At 45.5% G+C, this 15,029-nt stretch carries 13 protein-coding genes; all 13 read left to right on the top strand.

The window, feature by feature from the left end:
- Window positions 1–56 precede the first annotated feature (56 nt).
- The 13 genes from EMM73_RS00770 (at window position 57) to EMM73_RS00710 (ending at window position 14,987) form a co-directional block, all read left to right on the top strand.
- Entirely contained in the window at window positions 57–692 is a 636-nt protein-coding gene (locus EMM73_RS00770; protein ID WP_127684546.1) for a YchE family NAAT transporter, read from the top strand.
- A 9-nt stretch (window positions 693–701) separates the two neighbouring features.
- Window positions 702–1,844 (top strand): DUF2066 domain-containing protein, encoded by a 1,143-nt coding sequence (locus EMM73_RS00765; RefSeq protein WP_127684545.1) that lies wholly within the window; start codon window positions 702–704, stop codon window positions 1,842–1,844.
- Complete coding sequence (hda, locus tag EMM73_RS00760) at window positions 1,844–2,551, top strand: DnaA regulatory inactivator Hda (protein ID WP_127684544.1); 708 nt, start codon at window positions 1,844–1,846, stop codon at window positions 2,549–2,551. Before EMM73_RS00765 ends, hda begins: the two co-directional genes overlap by 1 nt.
- 195 nt (window positions 2,552–2,746) lie before the next feature.
- The gene (gene pheS, locus EMM73_RS00755; protein WP_127684629.1) at window positions 2,747–3,727 is read left to right on the top strand and encodes a phenylalanine--tRNA ligase subunit alpha; all 981 of its coding nucleotides are present in this window, start codon (window positions 2,747–2,749) and stop codon (window positions 3,725–3,727) included.
- A gap of 13 nt (window positions 3,728–3,740) precedes the next feature.
- Window positions 3,741–6,128: a phenylalanine--tRNA ligase subunit beta gene (gene pheT, locus EMM73_RS00750; RefSeq protein ID WP_127684543.1), complete on the top strand. Its 2,388-nt coding sequence runs from the start codon at window positions 3,741–3,743 to the stop codon at window positions 6,126–6,128.
- Window positions 6,129–6,130: 2 nt separating this feature from the next.
- The gene (gene ihfA / locus EMM73_RS00745) at window positions 6,131–6,427 is read left to right on the top strand and encodes an integration host factor subunit alpha (protein ID WP_008898181.1); all 297 of its coding nucleotides are present in this window, start codon (window positions 6,131–6,133) and stop codon (window positions 6,425–6,427) included.
- Window positions 6,428–6,861: 434 nt separating this feature from the next.
- Entirely contained in the window at window positions 6,862–8,442 is a 1,581-nt protein-coding gene (locus tag EMM73_RS00740; RefSeq protein ID WP_127684542.1) for a S8 family serine peptidase, read from the top strand.
- Between the two features lie 481 nt (window positions 8,443–8,923).
- A complete protein-coding gene (locus EMM73_RS00735; protein WP_127684541.1) occupies window positions 8,924–9,865 on the top strand; it encodes a YbgA family protein in 942 nt (313 codons plus the stop codon).
- Entirely contained in the window at window positions 9,865–11,298 is a 1,434-nt protein-coding gene (gene phrB / locus EMM73_RS00730; RefSeq protein ID WP_127684540.1) for a deoxyribodipyrimidine photo-lyase, read from the top strand. The genes EMM73_RS00735 and phrB overlap by 1 nt, the downstream gene beginning before the upstream one ends.
- Window positions 11,291–11,740 carry a nuclear transport factor 2 family protein gene (locus tag EMM73_RS00725; protein WP_127684539.1) on the top strand — a complete coding sequence of 150 codons (450 nt, stop codon included), beginning with the start codon at window positions 11,291–11,293 and terminating at the stop codon, window positions 11,738–11,740. The genes phrB and EMM73_RS00725 overlap by 8 nt, the downstream gene beginning before the upstream one ends.
- Window positions 11,741–12,994 carry an NAD(P)/FAD-dependent oxidoreductase gene (locus EMM73_RS00720; RefSeq protein WP_127684538.1) on the top strand — a complete coding sequence of 418 codons (1,254 nt, stop codon included), beginning with the start codon at window positions 11,741–11,743 and terminating at the stop codon, window positions 12,992–12,994.
- A complete protein-coding gene (locus EMM73_RS00715) occupies window positions 12,991–13,746 on the top strand; it encodes a DUF1365 domain-containing protein (RefSeq protein WP_222422560.1) in 756 nt (251 codons plus the stop codon). The genes EMM73_RS00720 and EMM73_RS00715 overlap by 4 nt, the downstream gene beginning before the upstream one ends.
- Window positions 13,743–14,987, top strand: a complete 1,245-nt coding sequence (locus EMM73_RS00710; protein WP_127684537.1) for an SAM-dependent methyltransferase — start codon at window positions 13,743–13,745, stop codon at window positions 14,985–14,987. The genes EMM73_RS00715 and EMM73_RS00710 overlap by 4 nt, the downstream gene beginning before the upstream one ends.
- Window positions 14,988–15,029: the final 42 nt, after the last annotated feature.

The raw sequence follows: 15,029 nt of genomic DNA, 5'->3' as shown, positions 1-15,029 counted from the left end.
TAACGCTATGATTAGGCTCAATTAAATCAGGCCAAGACATTAATAAGGGACAGTAAATGCTTGATATACAGGATTACCTGAAAATTTTTATCGGCATTATTGCTATCTTAAATCCTTTAGGCGCTTTGCCTATGTATTTGTCTTTAACTGCGGATCATAGTGCGCAAGATAAAAAGCATGTGGCGATGACAGCAGCGAAAGCAGCCACTGTTATTTTATTAGTCACACTGTTCTTTGGCGAATTTATCCTTAGTTTTTTTGGCATTTCCGTGAACTCGTTCCGGGTAGGCGGCGGTATTTTGATCTTACTGATGGCTATCTCAATGTTGAACGCTCAAACCAGTGGGGCCAAAAGTACCGAAGCTGAACGTCAGGAAGCCACTCAAAAGTCTTCTATTGCGGTGGTGCCACTGGCAATGCCGATGCTTGCCGGACCTGGAGCTATCAGTTCTGTTATTTTGTATGCAAACAGGGCCGACGGTTGGCAGCATTACTTAATTATTTCTACAGAAATCATTGTTGTTGGCATTCTTCTGGCGACCCTGATGCGCTTATCAGGTAAAATAGCCAATAGACTAGGGCAAACTGGCATGAATATTATCACCAGGGTGATGGGGCTTATTCTGGCTGCTATTTCTATAGAATTTATTAGTCTTGGCTTAAAGGGCATTTTCCCTGTGTTAGCGGGTTGAGGATAAAAGATGCGATTACTAATTGCGACACTATGTTTTGTGTTCGGCATCAGCAATGCAGATGCAAAAACGTTGAACGACCTGTATCAGGCTGTTGTACCTGCAGGTCAAAGCCAAAGTGTCTGGCAACAACAGGCTTTGGCTCAGGTGCTGATTAAAGTGGCAGTCAATCCTGATGTAGTAGAGCATCCAGAGATCAAAGCTGAGTTAAAAAATGCGGGCAATTATATCAAAACATTTGCTGCGGTGAGTTCAGAGCAGGGACCTGCGTTAAAAGTTGGGCTGGATGAACAGAAAATACAGTACTTGTTAAGCGTCAATCAGATTGCGATTTGGGGCAGCAGAAGACCTACTTTGGTTCTTTGGGCTGTGGAGCAAACTGCGGACAGTCGTCTATTTATGCAAGGTGCTAATCATCCAGTGCTCAGTCAGATACAACAGTTGGCCTCAGCTATAGGCTTGCCGTTGGATATACCTACGGCAAGTGACACCTATACAGCTCCTTTATCTCAAGACGAAGTCTGGGCTGCGAATTGGTTGCTGATTGAACAGGCCAGCTTGCCGTTTAATGCAGATCAAACACTAATTTTGTTGTTTGATCAGCCTTCAGCAGGGCAATACAGACTGACCTGGCAAGGTTATGAAGCCGACCAGTTCGTCAGTAATGAGTTGCTGGCAGATTCACAACAAGAATTGGCAAAACAGTTTTTAACCAGTCTGACGGCCCAGCTTGCCGGCAAATTTGCAGTTCAGCTTGGCAGTCAGCAAGGCGAAAGCGAGTTAGAGCTTGATATTGAAGGTTTAACTAATTTTGTTGATCAGGTCAAAGTGCAGCAGTTACTTGGCGCTATGTTGACGGTGAGACAAGTGACAGTGGTAGAGCGTCAGGCAGATTTACTCAAGTTTAAAGTGAAGCTGGCGGCAGATCGTAGCGCTTTTATTAACTCTCTGTCATTAGAGCGCCGGTTACAATCGCTACAAGCGCAACTCGAACCTGCTTTGCCACCAGAAGCTGTACAGTCAACTGATGCCGCTGATCAATTGTTTTATGAAATGGCTGCAGAGATGATAGATCAGACGACAACTGTTCCTACGGATTTGCTGTCAGATGCTGTGCCTGCCTCGTTACGTTACAGGTATGTTCCGAACTAATGACTCCAGTGCAATATACTCTGGCAGTAACACTCCCGGAAGATGAAACTCTTGACACCTTTTATGGGGCTGACACCAGCCCTGTAGTGGGTTATATCAAACATTTTTTAACAAGGCCTTTTGAACATCGCCTGCCTGTGTATTTATTCGGCGCCAGTGGCAGCGGCAAATCGCACTTATTGTACGCCGCTTGTGTGCAGGCACAGGAGCTGGGTTTAACCAGTCAGCTGTTAAGTCTGGAGGATTTTAAAGCCTGGAGTCCACGGATATTGGATCAGCTTGAAGAGCTGGATCTGGTTTGTCTGGATAACATTCAGGCCATAGCAGGGGATATTAGCTGGCAAGTGGCGGTGTTTGATTTATACAACCGCATGACAGAGCAGGGTAAAGCTCTGATTATTGTCGCCGATCAAGCGCCGACCGAGCTGGGTATTACCTTGCCGGATTTAGTATCGCGCTTGCAGGCCTGTACCAGTTTCCAGCTGCGCTTGTTAGGCGATGAAGATAAACAAAAACTGCTGCAACAAAAAGCCCGTTTACGTGGCATGGAGCTGCCGGACGAAGTAGCGCGGTTTTTACTGAACCGTCAGCAACGTGATATTCGTGAACTGGTGCAAATTCTCGATTTACTGGATAAAGCCTCTATAGTGCATCAGCGTAAGCTGACCATTCCTTTTGTTAAAGATATGCTGAGCTTATCTCACTGATTTTTGGTTGTTCTTTCTTGTTCAAATAAGCGCGCAAATACAAAAAAAGCCTTATTTTACGCAAGCTCTGAGCGAAAATCTGGTGTATTATTGCCACCTTTTTATACGACATCTTTGCCCAAACAGATTGAAGCTGTAGCACATAACGCTACAGCTTTATGTATGCAGGGAATTAACGCTGGTCTGAGGATAGCGATGAACTTAACCGCCATTTTAGAAGAAGCCTTACAGGCAGTCGCTGTAGCGAACGATATCAACGCACTGGACGATGTGCGAGTGGCCTTTATGGGCAAAAAAGGCAGCATCACTGAGTTGCTGAAATCTTTAGGTGCCATGGATCCGGAAACCCGCAAAATTGCAGGTCAGCAGATCAATGACTTAAAACAGCAAGTGCAGGACGCGTTAAACACTAAACGTGATCAGATGCAACAGGCTGAGTTGGCACAAAAACTGTCAAAAGAGCAGATTGATGTGACTCTACCAGGCCGTGCTTTAGAAGCAGGTGGCTTGCATCCTGTGACCCGCACCATTCGCCGAATTGAAAGCTTTTTTGGTGAATTGGGTTTTGAAGTGAAGCATGGCCCGGAAATCGAAGATGATTTCCATAACTTTGATGCGCTGAATATTCCGGCTCATCACCCGGCCCGTGCTGATCACGATACCTTTTATTTTAATCCTAAGCAGATGTTGCGTACTCAGACCTCTGGTGTGCAAATCCGTACTATGGAAACAGAACAGCCACCACTGCGGATCATCTCCCCAGGCCGTGTGTACCGTAATGACTACGATCAAACCCACACCCCGATGTTCCATCAGGTGGAAGGTTTGATGGTCGACAAAAACGTCAGCTTTACTGAACTTAAAGGCATTTTGCACGACTTCCTGAATAACTACTTTGAAGAAGACTTGCAAATCCGTTTCCGTCCGTCCTTTTTCCCTTTTACTGAACCATCCGCTGAAGTGGACGTGATGGGTAAAAACGGCAAATGGCTGGAAGTATTAGGCTGCGGTATGGTGCATCCAAATGTACTACGTTCTGTTGGCATAGACCCAGAGGTGTATAGCGGTTTTGCTTTTGGTATGGGCGTTGAGCGTCTGACCATGTTGCGTTATGGCGTAACAGACCTTCGTTCATTCTTCGAAAACGATCTGCGTTTTCTAAAGCAATTCAGATAAGCGGGAGCAGATAATGAAATTCAGTGAATCCTGGTTACGTGAGTGGGTCAACCCGCAGTTATCGACCAATGAGTTAGCAGAACAAATTTCGATGGCCGGTCTGGAAGTAGACGGTGTTGAACCTGTTGCCGGTGAATTTAGCGGTGTAGTGGTAGGCCATGTGGTTGAATGTGGTCGTCATCCTGAAGCCGACAAATTACAAGTCACCAAAGTGGACATTGGCACTGGTGAATTACTAGATATCGTTTGTGGTGCAGCCAACTGCCGTCAGGGCTTAAAAGTTGTGGTTGCGACAGTAGGTGCTGTATTGCCGGGCGATTTTAAAATTAAAGCCGCTAAGTTACGTGGTCAGCCTTCCAATGGCATGTTGTGTTCTTTGTCTGAGCTTAGCATGGCTGAAAGCTCAGAAGGCATTATTGAATTGCCCGCTGATGCGCCGCTGGGTCAGAATATTCGTCAGTACCTGACGTTAGACGACAACGCCATTGAAGTGGATTTAACGCCAAACCGTGCTGATTGTTTAGGCTTAAAAGGTTTAGCCCGTGAAGTAGGCGTACTGAACAATCTGGATGTGTGCCAGCCTGAGATTGCTGCTGTTGCAGCAACAATCAGCGATGTGAAAGCCATCCAGTTATCAGCGCCTCAAGCTTGTCCACGTTATTTAGGCCGTATTATTCGCAACATCAATACAGCTGCTGTAACGCCTTTGTGGATGGTGGAAAAATTACGCCGTTCAGGTATTAGGTCTATCGATGCTGTGGTGGATGTGACCAACTTCGTCTTGTTGGAACTGGGTCATCCGATGCACGCTTTTGATTTAGCAAAAATCGAGGGTGATATTGATGTGCGTATGGCCAAAGAAGGCGAAAAGCTAACTCTTTTAGACAGCAACGAAGTGACGTTAAAAGCCAATACGCTGGTGATTGCGGATAGTCAAAAAGCCTTAGCCATGGCTGGTATCTTTGGTGGTTTGCACAGTGGTGTGACGAAAGACAGCAGCGACATTTTCCTTGAGAGCGCATTCTTCTCTCCTGTTGAGATGGCAGGTGTAGCTCGTCAGTACGGCTTACATACTGATGCTTCACACCGCTATGAGCGTGGTGTCGACCCTGAATTGCAACGCACTGCGATGGAAAGGGCAACAGCCCTGCTGCTCGCTATTGTTGGCGGCGAAGCTGGCCCTGTGGTTGAAGCAGTGTCAGAGACTCATGTACCTAAAGCAGCCCAAATTGCATTAACCCGCACTAAGCTGGACCGTATTTTAGGCATTTCTATTGCAACAGAGACAGTGACTGAGATTTTCCAGCGTTTAGGGATGCAGGTTCAGGTATCAGGTGATGAGTGGCAAGTCACAGTACCAAGCTACCGCTTTGATATTTCAATCCCTGAAGATTTAATCGAAGAAGTCGCCCGGGTCTATGGCTACAACAATATTCCAAATGTAGCGCCACAAGCATCTCTTGCGATGAGCAAACATCAGGAAAGCCGTATTGCTGTGCACAGCTTACGCGATGTGCTGGTTGCCCGTGGTTATCAGGAAGCTATTACCTATAGCTTTGTTGACCCTAAAGTGCAGGAAACTTTATTCCCTGGTCAGGCTGCTTTGGTGCTACCAAATCCAATTTCTGTCGATATGTCGGCGATGCGCTTAAACCTCTGGCCAGGTTTGTTACAAGCCGTGCAATACAACCAAAACCGTCAGCAGACCCGTATTCGTTTATTCGAATATGGCCTGAAGTTTATCCCTGATGCCAGCGCAGAAGGTGGTGTACGTCAGGTGCCGGTGTTAGGTGGTGTTATTGTTGGCAGTTATGGCAACGAACACTGGACTATCGCAGAGCGCGCCGTTGATTTTTATGATGTTAAAGGTGATGTGGAAGCGCTGTTAAGCTGCACTTCAGCTGCAGAGCGTTTTACTTTCAGCACAGGAGAGCACAGCGCTTTACATCCTGGTCAAACGGCTGTGTTAAATCGAGATGGTAAAACTGTAGGTTTCCTTGGAGCCTTGCATCCTGAAGCGGAACGCAAACTGGGTATTAAGGGCAAAGCCTTTTTATTTGAAATAGAGCTGGAAGCATTTGGTGATAAGCACATTGTTTTAGCTCAGGAAACTTCAAAATACCCTGCAAACCGTCGCGATTTAGCTATTGTTGTGAAATCTGATGTGCGTTTTTCAGATATCCTTGCTACTATTAGAAAAGTTGGCGGAAATCAATTAGTTGACCTAAAATTGTTTGACGTCTACACAGGGCAGGGTGTTGCACAAGGCCACAAGTCATTGGCAATAGCTTTAACCTTGCAGGACAAGGCGCGAACGCTTGAAGATAAAGATATCCAACAGGTTATCTCTTCTGTGGTCGAGGTGCTGAGCAATGAGTTCAACGCAACGTTGAGGGATTAAGAATGGCGCTTACCAAAGCCGATTTAGCAGAACGTTTATTTACCAAGTTTGGCATCAGCAAGCGCGATGCAAAATTAATAGTCGAATCTTTTTTTGAAGAGATCCGCATTGCTTTGGAAGCAGGCGACCAGGTAAAACTCTCGGGTTTTGGTAATTTCGACCTGCGTGTGAAAAACCAGCGACCTGGTCGTAACCCAAAGACAGGTGAAGATATTCCTATCTCAGCCCGTTGTGTGGTGACCTTCAGACCAGGTCAAAAGTTAAAAAGCAGAGTCGAAGTCGGCACCGCCAAAAAGTAACCTTGTTGTTGTGTGATTAAAAAGGAGTGTACCTTAAAGGCACTCCTTTTTTATTGCCTCTGTCTTTACATTTATCAAATCCTGTTGTTTAGAGTGACGGACTATTTAACTTAAGCTCGGGATAATGAGTGTCGACCATTGTTGATTTAATTAATAAAATCAGAGAAGTAAAAGTATCTTTTTAAAAAACTGATCTCTTTACTGACTGAATGCGCAGATTTTTGCGCCTCCCTGCCACCCAAGTAGTCTGTTGTGTTAAAAGCATAGACCTTATGCAAAACAAGTCATAAATTTTAATAAATTCAATGAATTATAAAGAATATATAATAAATATATAACACATATGTAAAGACTAATTTGGATGCCTTGCTAAGTTTGGAGCCGCAGGACGCAATTTCACATCACGGACTTCAATACTCTTACAAGGTACAGATATGAAAAATACAAACAAAGTACTGTTATTGGGAACTGCTGGTTGTTTTGCTTTATCCTTTATCTCAATGGCTGTGAATGCAGCTGTCGATGGGCCAGAGTTTATTACTGCAGCCAGTCTTGCCACTATTGATCCAACTGATGACAGCATCAGCAGATACATAGTCAGATTTAAAGATGGTGCTACAGTTTCCGTACAAAATGGTGTTCAAACAGCTGTATTCTCTGAGCAAGAGGCTGAACTTTTCGCACGTAAATACAAAGGAAAGGTGATCAGACACTTAAGTTCAGTCAAATCCAGCGTGCTGGAATTAAATCCAAGCCAGTTAAAAGCTATGGTGTCCGACCCTGAAGTACAGTTCATCGAAGTGGATCAAAAACGTTATCTGTTTGATCTGATCACGCCAATGGCGCAAAGCACGCCTTATGGGATTGCCATGGTTCAGGCTAATTTGGTCAGCGACAACAATGCTGCTAATACCCCGGTTTGTGTGATTGATACGGGGTATCGCTTAAATCATGTTGATTTACCGAGTTCAGGAGTGACAGGTTTTGCGTTTTCAGGCCATGGCACTTGGTCAACAGATGGCAGTGGTCATGGTACTCATGTGGCCGGAACTATGGTAGCGCTGAACAATAATGATGGTGTGGTCGGGGTTTTACCCTCTGGCCAGGCTGGAGTTCACATTGTTAAAATTTTTAACGACTCAGGTAACTGGACTTTTGCCTCTGATTTGATTGATGGCATTCAGTCTTGTCAGGATGCAGGCGCTAAAGTGGTGAATATGAGTTTAGGTGGTGGCAGTTCAAGTCAAACCGAACAAACAGCCATGACTAACTTTTACAATAGTGGCATGTTATTGATTGCTGCCGCAGGCAACGCCGGCAATACCAGTTTATCTTATCCTGCTTCTTATGATGCAGTGGTGTCTGTGGCTGCCGTTGACTCAGGCCGCAACCTTGCCAGTTTCTCTCAGCGTAACGCACAAGTCGAGTTAGCAGGCCCTGGTGTTGCTGTAAACTCAACCTGGAACAATGGCGGTTACAATAGTATCAGCGGCACCTCTATGGCGTCTCCCCATATTGCAGCTGTGGCGGCTTTAGTCTGGAGTAACTATCCACAGTGTACGGCAGGACAAATTCGTGCTGCTTTGCAAGTCACAGCGCAGGACAGAGGTAGTACTGGTCGTGATAACTCTTTTGGTTTTGGCATAGTTCAGGCCAAAGCAGCAGCAGATTATCTGGCGGTCAACGGCTGTAGCGGTGGAGGTAATACAGCTCCAACAGGCGGTGAAACTTTCCAAAACTTATCAGCGACTTCAGGTAACTGGTTGCGGGGTTCTTATAGCATTCCTTCGGGAGTCAATAGTCTTAGTTTCAACATAGCAGGTGGATCAGGTGACGCTGATTTGTATGTCAGATACAACAGCCAACCTTCCACCAGCCAATACGATTGTCGTCCTTATCTGGATGGCAATATGGAGCAGTGCACTATCTCAAACCCTCAGGCTGGTACCTGGCATATTGGCGTCAGAGCCTATACGACTTTTAGTGGTCTAACTTTCAGTTATTCGTATCAATAAGAGGTCTGTTAAACAAAAAATAAACAAGCTGCGTTCTCAGGCGCAGCTTGTTTATTTTACCTCGACAAAACTCTAGGGTTAGTAGCTCTGCCACTGGCTCTAACTATGCTCCGTTAGGGGGCCGTATATACCCAAATGACCTCAGGATGCAGGGCGGCAATGAACCCCCTGAAGCATAGTTAATCTATACGAATTGGACGAAACAGCGCAGTCGAAAGCACTCTAGCTTCAAGGAGGACGGGGATAAACCGGCTTTGCTCATAGCGGTTACAGTCGCTGCGCTTTGTGTGCATAAACAGCAGCTGTGTTGCTTTGCATATCTGTAGTGCCGGTGCCAAAGTCCTGGCTGGCAGATAAGCTCAGATTAGCCTGCCCATGTGTTAGCCTTGGTTGTCAAAATTTTCTCTTGTGGTGATCCAATGAAGCAGCGGAACTGTAAACAAAACTATTCATCTCCGTGCTTTTTCTGCGAGTAATTATTATGAGTATCCAAATTGGCGTCAGCGCTTGCGTGCTTGGGCAAAAAGTGCGTTTTGATGCCGGACATAAAGCGTCAGAGTTTTGTAATAGTACTTTGGCGCCTTTTGTATCCTACGTACCTGTCTGCCCTGAGCAAGCAATTGGTCTGGGTGTACCACGTCCAGCAATTCGGCTTCAGCTCAATTCCGCTCAGCAAGTACGATTGGTCAACAGCAAAGACAGCAGTATTGACCACACTGAGACTATGCTGCGGTTTACCCAAAAACTGTTGCCACAACTTACGCAATTATCAGGTTATATTGTCTGCGCTAAGTCCCCGAGCTGCGGTATGGAGCGGGTGCGGCTAAATGATCAAAACGGCAATCAATTAGGTAAAGTTGGCGTCGGTATTTTTACCCAGCAACTGATGAATAGTTATCCTTGGTTGCCAGTGGAAGAGGATGGTCGTTTACTCGACAGCAATCTGAGAGAGAACTTTGTGACCCGGATCTTTGCCTGTCATGACTACCAGCAGATGTTGCAGTCGGGTTTTAGTGTCGGTAAATTGGTGGCTTTCCACAGCCGTTACAAGTTTTTAGTCATGGCGCATAGTCCTACAGCGTACCGCGAATTAGGACGCTTAGTGGCTCAGGCGAAACTGTTTGCTCCTGACGAATTGGCGCAGCGTTATTTGCTGGATTTAATGCAGGCCTTAAAGCAACAAGCCACTCGTAAACAGCAAGCGAATGTATTAATGCATTTGCAAGGCTTCTTCAAGAAAATGCTCAGTGGCAGTGCTAAACAGGAGCTTTTGACCCTGATCCATAAGTATCGGCAGGGGCATTTGCCTTTGTTAGCTCCATTAACTCTGTTACGTCATCATTTGGCTCAACATCCACACCAATATCTGGCAGCGCAGCAATACTTGCAGCCATTCCCGGACGAATTGGGGTTACGCGCCTGATGAATCACACCGCATTTTCTTTAGTCTGGCTGCGTAATGATTTGCGTGTCTATGACAATCAGGCCTTGTTTGAAGCCTGTCAGTCTGGTTTGCCTGTGGTGGCGCTTTTTATTGCCACGCCGGACAGCTGGCAAGCGCATAGTATGGCTCCGATCAAGCAAGATTTTATTCGTCGTCGTGTTCAGCAACTAGGCCTTGAGCTGGCGGCACTGAATATTCCGTTACTGGCAATTGAAGGTAGTGATTACGCTGCTGTACCAGAACTAATGCAGCAGTTGATAGAAGCTGGTGCAGAGGCCTTGTATGGCCATAATGAATACGAACTGCGCGAGCGTCTGCGCGATCGCAAGAGTAGCGATATTTTTGCTCGTTCAGGCAAAGCCTGTTTTTGGTTTGATCGCAAAGCGGTCATGCCGCCTGGGACTATCCTCAGCAAAACAGGAGGCATTTATCAGATTTTTACCCCTTTTAAGAAAACCTGGCTGGCGCGTTTGCGTGAGGTTGGTATAGGTTGTTTTCCTAAACCCAAAGCTTTAGCTGAGACAAAACTTCAGCTGCCTGAATTGCCTTTGATGAAGAAAGGAGATGGCACTTCGCTTGCTTATGCAGTAGATGAGCTACTTGTGTTGGAGCAGATGCGGCAATTCTGCAGGGATAAAGTGGCTCATTATCAAGCTGAGCGTGATTTTCCTGCTCTGCAAGGTACATCATCATTGTCTGCTTATCTTGCTATTGGAGTGGTGTCAGCCCAGCAGTGCATCAGTCGTTTGCAACTGGAAGCAGCCAATGACTGGGACAGAGAAAAATCCGGTGCTGCTGTCTGGTTATCTGAACTGGTGTGGCGGGATTTTTATCATCATATTTTGATGGCTTTTCCACAACTGATTAAACATAAGGCTTTTCAAAAAGATACAGATGGCATTGTGTGGCCGAATAATACAAAGTTGTTTCAGGCCTGGTGTGATGGTCAGACGGGGTATCCTATAGTGGATGCAGCTATGCGCCAATTAAATCAAACGGGTTGGATGCATAATAGATTACGTATGATAGTGGCCAGTTTTTTAGTCAAAGACTTGCATATCGACTGGCGCTGGGGGGAGCAGTATTTTATGTCGAAGTTGATTGACGGCGATTTTGCTGCCAACAACGGCGGTTGGCAATGGGCAGCTTCAACTGGCACTGACGCTGCACCTTATTTCCGTATTTTTAACCCCGTTACACAAAGTGAACGTTTTGACCCGGATGGGGTATTTATAAAACGTATGTTGCCTGAGCTGGCGGATGTGGCTAAAAAGCAAATTCACTGGCCCCATCCTTTGCCATTGTGGAGCGACTATGTCAAACCCATAGTGGACCACGGCAAAGCGCGGTTAAAAACCTTAGAGTTGTTCCATACCGTAAAAAAACCGCAGGATGTATTGGATCATGAATAAAAATAACGCGACAGAACGACTGCAGCTTTTTTTAGATTTCTACAATAGCTTAAGCCAAAACAACCTGAACTCCCTATCGCAGCTTTATGCTGACAATGTAGAATTTGTCGATCCTGTGCATCACATTATAGGTCTGGAGCAGTTGCTGCAGTATTTTTCACATGCGTATGCGCGGTTAAGCAGTTGTACTTTTGTGGCTACAGCAAAAATTGCCGATCAGGATCAAGGTTGTCTGAGCTGGATCATGACCTTTACCCATGAAGCTATTGGTAATGGCAAAGCCATTTCAGTGCATGGTTGCTCCATAGTTCACTGGAACAGCGAAGGTAAAATTGCCTACCACAGAGATTACTACGACTTAAATGAAATGATAGTGGGGCATATTCCGTTACTGGGCTGGGTCACTAACAAAATTAAACAAAAAATGGCAAAGGATACATAAATGAGGATAGCGGTCGTAGGCGGTGGTATTTCCGGCATGATGAGCTGGTATTTGTTGCAGCGCCAGCATCAGGTGACTGTGTTCGAGGCTGGTTCTTATCTGGGAGGCCATACCGCAACAGTAGATGTGAATGTTCAGGGTAAAGAGTATGCGATAGATACTGGCTTTATTGTTTTCAATAACTGGACTTATCCACTGTTTAATAAGTTCCTGAATGAGCTGAAAGTAGAGTCTCAGCATACGCAAATGAGCTTTTCGGTGAAAAAAGCCGATACTGGTCTTGAATATAATGGTCATACTTTAGGCACTTTATTTGCTCAGCGCCGTAATTTGTTTCGCCCGTCGTTTTGGCGCATGCTGACCGACATAGTGAAGTTTAACCGTCTGGGCAAGCAGCTGCTGGAGCAAAATCATCCTGATCTGGACTTGCTGATTGATGAATTTTTGGCGAAGCATAATTTAGGCAAAGCGCTAAGGAATGATTATTTACTGCCTATGGGGGCCGCCATTTGGTCATCTGGCTTGGCTGATATGCCATCTTTTCCACTGCGCTTTTTCCTGCAGTTCTTTAAAAACCATGGTTTGCTCAATGTGGCAGACCGGCCTCAGTGGTCGGTCATTAAAGGCGGGTCACGTCAGTATGTGCGCGCTTTATTAGATACGCTTAATTCTGAGCAGGTAAAACTCAATAGTCCGGTCAAAGCAGTCTCTCGAGACAATAAGGGGGTCACTCTGGAATTTGCCGACGGTCGGACAGAGTCTTTTGATCAAGTTGTTTTTGCTTGTCACAGTGATCAGGCGTTGGCGCTGTTAAAGGACCCCAGCGAGGCTGAGAGACAAGTGTTAGGTGGTATTGCGTATCAAAAAAATGAGGTAATACTGCATACAGACCAGCGGATTTTGCCTAAACGCAAAGCGGCCTGGGCGGCCTGGAATTATCATTTGACTGACGATTTATCCAGCCATGCTACTTTAAGCTACAACATGAATATTTTGCAGAATATCACGGCTCCTGTTACTTTTATTGTTACCCTGAACCACAGTCATGCTATTGACCAAAGCAAAATTTTGAGACGTTTCAACTACGACCATCCGGTATTTAATCACTGTACTATTGCAGCACAGCAACGCCGTGCTGAGGTAAATGGTGTTAACAACAGCTGGTTTTGCGGTGCTTATTGGTACAACGGCTTCCACGAAGATGGGGTTCGCAGTGCTGTAGATATAGCTCGTGCCATGGGAGTGGAGTTTTGATCCCATCAGGGCATGCATTATTAATGGGGGAGGTAGGGCATAAGCGCTATCTGCCTAAAGTCCATGGGTTTGACTACCAGGTGCATTATTTCTGGCTTGATCTGGATGAGCTTGAGCGTATTCCGGCCAAAGGTTGGTTGTGGTCAAAAGCCAGGTTTGCCGCTTGCAGTTACAGGCGAGCCGATTATTTAGCTGGAGCTACAGATTTAACTGCTGCTGTTCGGCAAAAAGTGTGTGAGCTGGGTTTTACAGGCACTGTGGCTAAAGTCTGTATGATGAGCCCCTTGGCGAACTGGGGCTACTACTTTAGTCCACTGACCTTGTATTACTGCTTCGATCAGAGTGCTCAACTTGTAGCTTTGTTGGCTGAGGTCAGCAACACGCCCTGGAATGAACGGCATTATTATCTGGTGCCTGTGACTGACGCAGCACGTTCTTATTATCAGCATGATAAAGCCTTCCATGTGTCGCCTTTTAATCCTATGGATATGCAGTATCATTGGTCTGTTTGTGCAGAGCCTGATCGTTTGGAGTTAAGCATTACTAATTTCAAAGCTGAGCAAAAAATATTTAGTGCCTGGTTTGATTTGCGGATGCAGCCATTCAGTCTCGCCTCGCTTAAAGGTCTACTGATCCGCCGTCCATGGCAAAACGTACAAGTTATGACACGAATTTATTGGCATGCAGTAAAGCTGTTTATCAAAGCAGTACCTGTTTACGGCCACCCTAAGTCAAAGGAAACACCAAGATGACGGTTTTGATCACCGAACAATGTCCTTTTCAGAATTTGCGTTGGTTTGACAAAACCTGCAGGAAGCTGGTCGTTACTCATTTAAGCCAGCTGCACTATGGTGCAATATTACTGGTTGAAGGCCAGGAAAAAACTTTACTCGGCGATGCTCAGGGGGAACTGCAATGTACCCTCACAGTGCTAGACCCTGACTTCTATCAAAAGCTAATGTTTGCAGGTTCAGTTGGTGCTGGAGAGTCTTATATTCTTGGCCAGTGGCGCAGCGATAATTTAACGGTGTTGGTGCAACTATTAGCGCGGAATTCTTCGCTGCTGGATAAACTTGAATCAGCTTGGGCGCGATTGAGCAAGCCCGCCTTAAAGTTACTTGATTGGCGCAATCGTAACACTAAACAACAGTCTCGCAAAAATATCGCCGCTCATTACGATTTAGGTAACGAGATGTATCAACTGTTTTTAGATCCTAGCATGATGTATTCCAGTGCTGTCTATGCAACTGATACTTGCACTCTGGAGCAGGCCCAGATGAATAAGCTCAAATCTATTTGTGACAAGCTTCAATTAAAACCCAGTGACCACTTAATAGAAATTGGTACAGGTTGGGGCAGCATGGCTATTTTCGCTGCTCGGAATTATGGCTGTAAAGTCACGACTACTACTATTTCGCAAGAACAGCACGATTATGCAGCGGAGAAAATCCGTCAAGCTGGTCTTGAATCCCAAATCACACTATTGTTCCAGGATTACCGCGATTTAACCGGTACTTACGACAAACTGGTATCTATTGAAATGATTGAAGCTGTGGGCGATGATTTTCTTGATCAGTATTTTGCTAAATGCTCCAGTTTGCTTAAGTCTGACGGACTGATGGTGTTACAGGCTATAACCATAGCCGACCAGCGCTACAGCCACTATGTCAAAGAAGTTGACTTTATTAAGCGTTACATATTCCCGGGTGGTTGTTTGCCTTCTATTCAGAGAATGAGTAATGCTGTAGCGGGTTACACTGATTTAGTGCTCCGCCAGGTGCAGGACATCGGCATGGATTATGCCCGAACTCTGCAGGACTGGTGTCATAACTTTATGGCATCGCGCGATAAGTTGCACCAGTTAGGGTACGACGACCAATTTATCCGGTTGTGGCATTTCTACTTATGTTACTGCGAAGGTGGTTTTTTGGAGCGAGCCACAAGCGCTGTACATTTAGTGTTCACTAAGCCTTTGAATAGGAACAAAATCTAACTTTTGATTGATTATTAAACTAGGGTCGTTTATAACTTTCTA

It is taken from the genome of Rheinheimera sediminis, assembly GCF_004005375.1.
Lineage (GTDB): Bacteria > Pseudomonadota > Gammaproteobacteria > Enterobacterales > Alteromonadaceae > Pararheinheimera.
The sequence above is the reverse complement of the archived record's forward strand: the minus strand, read 5'-3'. Positions and strand labels throughout refer to the sequence as shown.

Coding starts and splice junctions, on each gene's coding strand:
- EMM73_RS00770 (WP_127684546.1), top strand. CDS start 57: ATGCTTGATATACAGGATTACCTGAAAATTTTTATCGGCATTATTGCT.
- EMM73_RS00765 (WP_127684545.1), top strand. CDS start 702: ATGCGATTACTAATTGCGACACTATGTTTTGTGTTCGGCATCAGCAAT.
- hda (WP_127684544.1), top strand. CDS start 1,844: ATGACTCCAGTGCAATATACTCTGGCAGTAACACTCCCGGAAGATGAA.
- pheS (WP_127684629.1), top strand. CDS start 2,747: ATGAACTTAACCGCCATTTTAGAAGAAGCCTTACAGGCAGTCGCTGTA.
- pheT (WP_127684543.1), top strand. CDS start 3,741: ATGAAATTCAGTGAATCCTGGTTACGTGAGTGGGTCAACCCGCAGTTA.
- ihfA (WP_008898181.1), top strand. CDS start 6,131: ATGGCGCTTACCAAAGCCGATTTAGCAGAACGTTTATTTACCAAGTTT.
- EMM73_RS00740 (WP_127684542.1), top strand. CDS start 6,862: ATGAAAAATACAAACAAAGTACTGTTATTGGGAACTGCTGGTTGTTTT.
- EMM73_RS00735 (WP_127684541.1), top strand. CDS start 8,924: ATGAGTATCCAAATTGGCGTCAGCGCTTGCGTGCTTGGGCAAAAAGTG.
- phrB (WP_127684540.1), top strand. CDS start 9,865: ATGAATCACACCGCATTTTCTTTAGTCTGGCTGCGTAATGATTTGCGT.
- EMM73_RS00725 (WP_127684539.1), top strand. CDS start 11,291: ATGAATAAAAATAACGCGACAGAACGACTGCAGCTTTTTTTAGATTTC.
- EMM73_RS00720 (WP_127684538.1), top strand. CDS start 11,741: ATGAGGATAGCGGTCGTAGGCGGTGGTATTTCCGGCATGATGAGCTGG.
- EMM73_RS00710 (WP_127684537.1), top strand. CDS start 13,743: ATGACGGTTTTGATCACCGAACAATGTCCTTTTCAGAATTTGCGTTGG.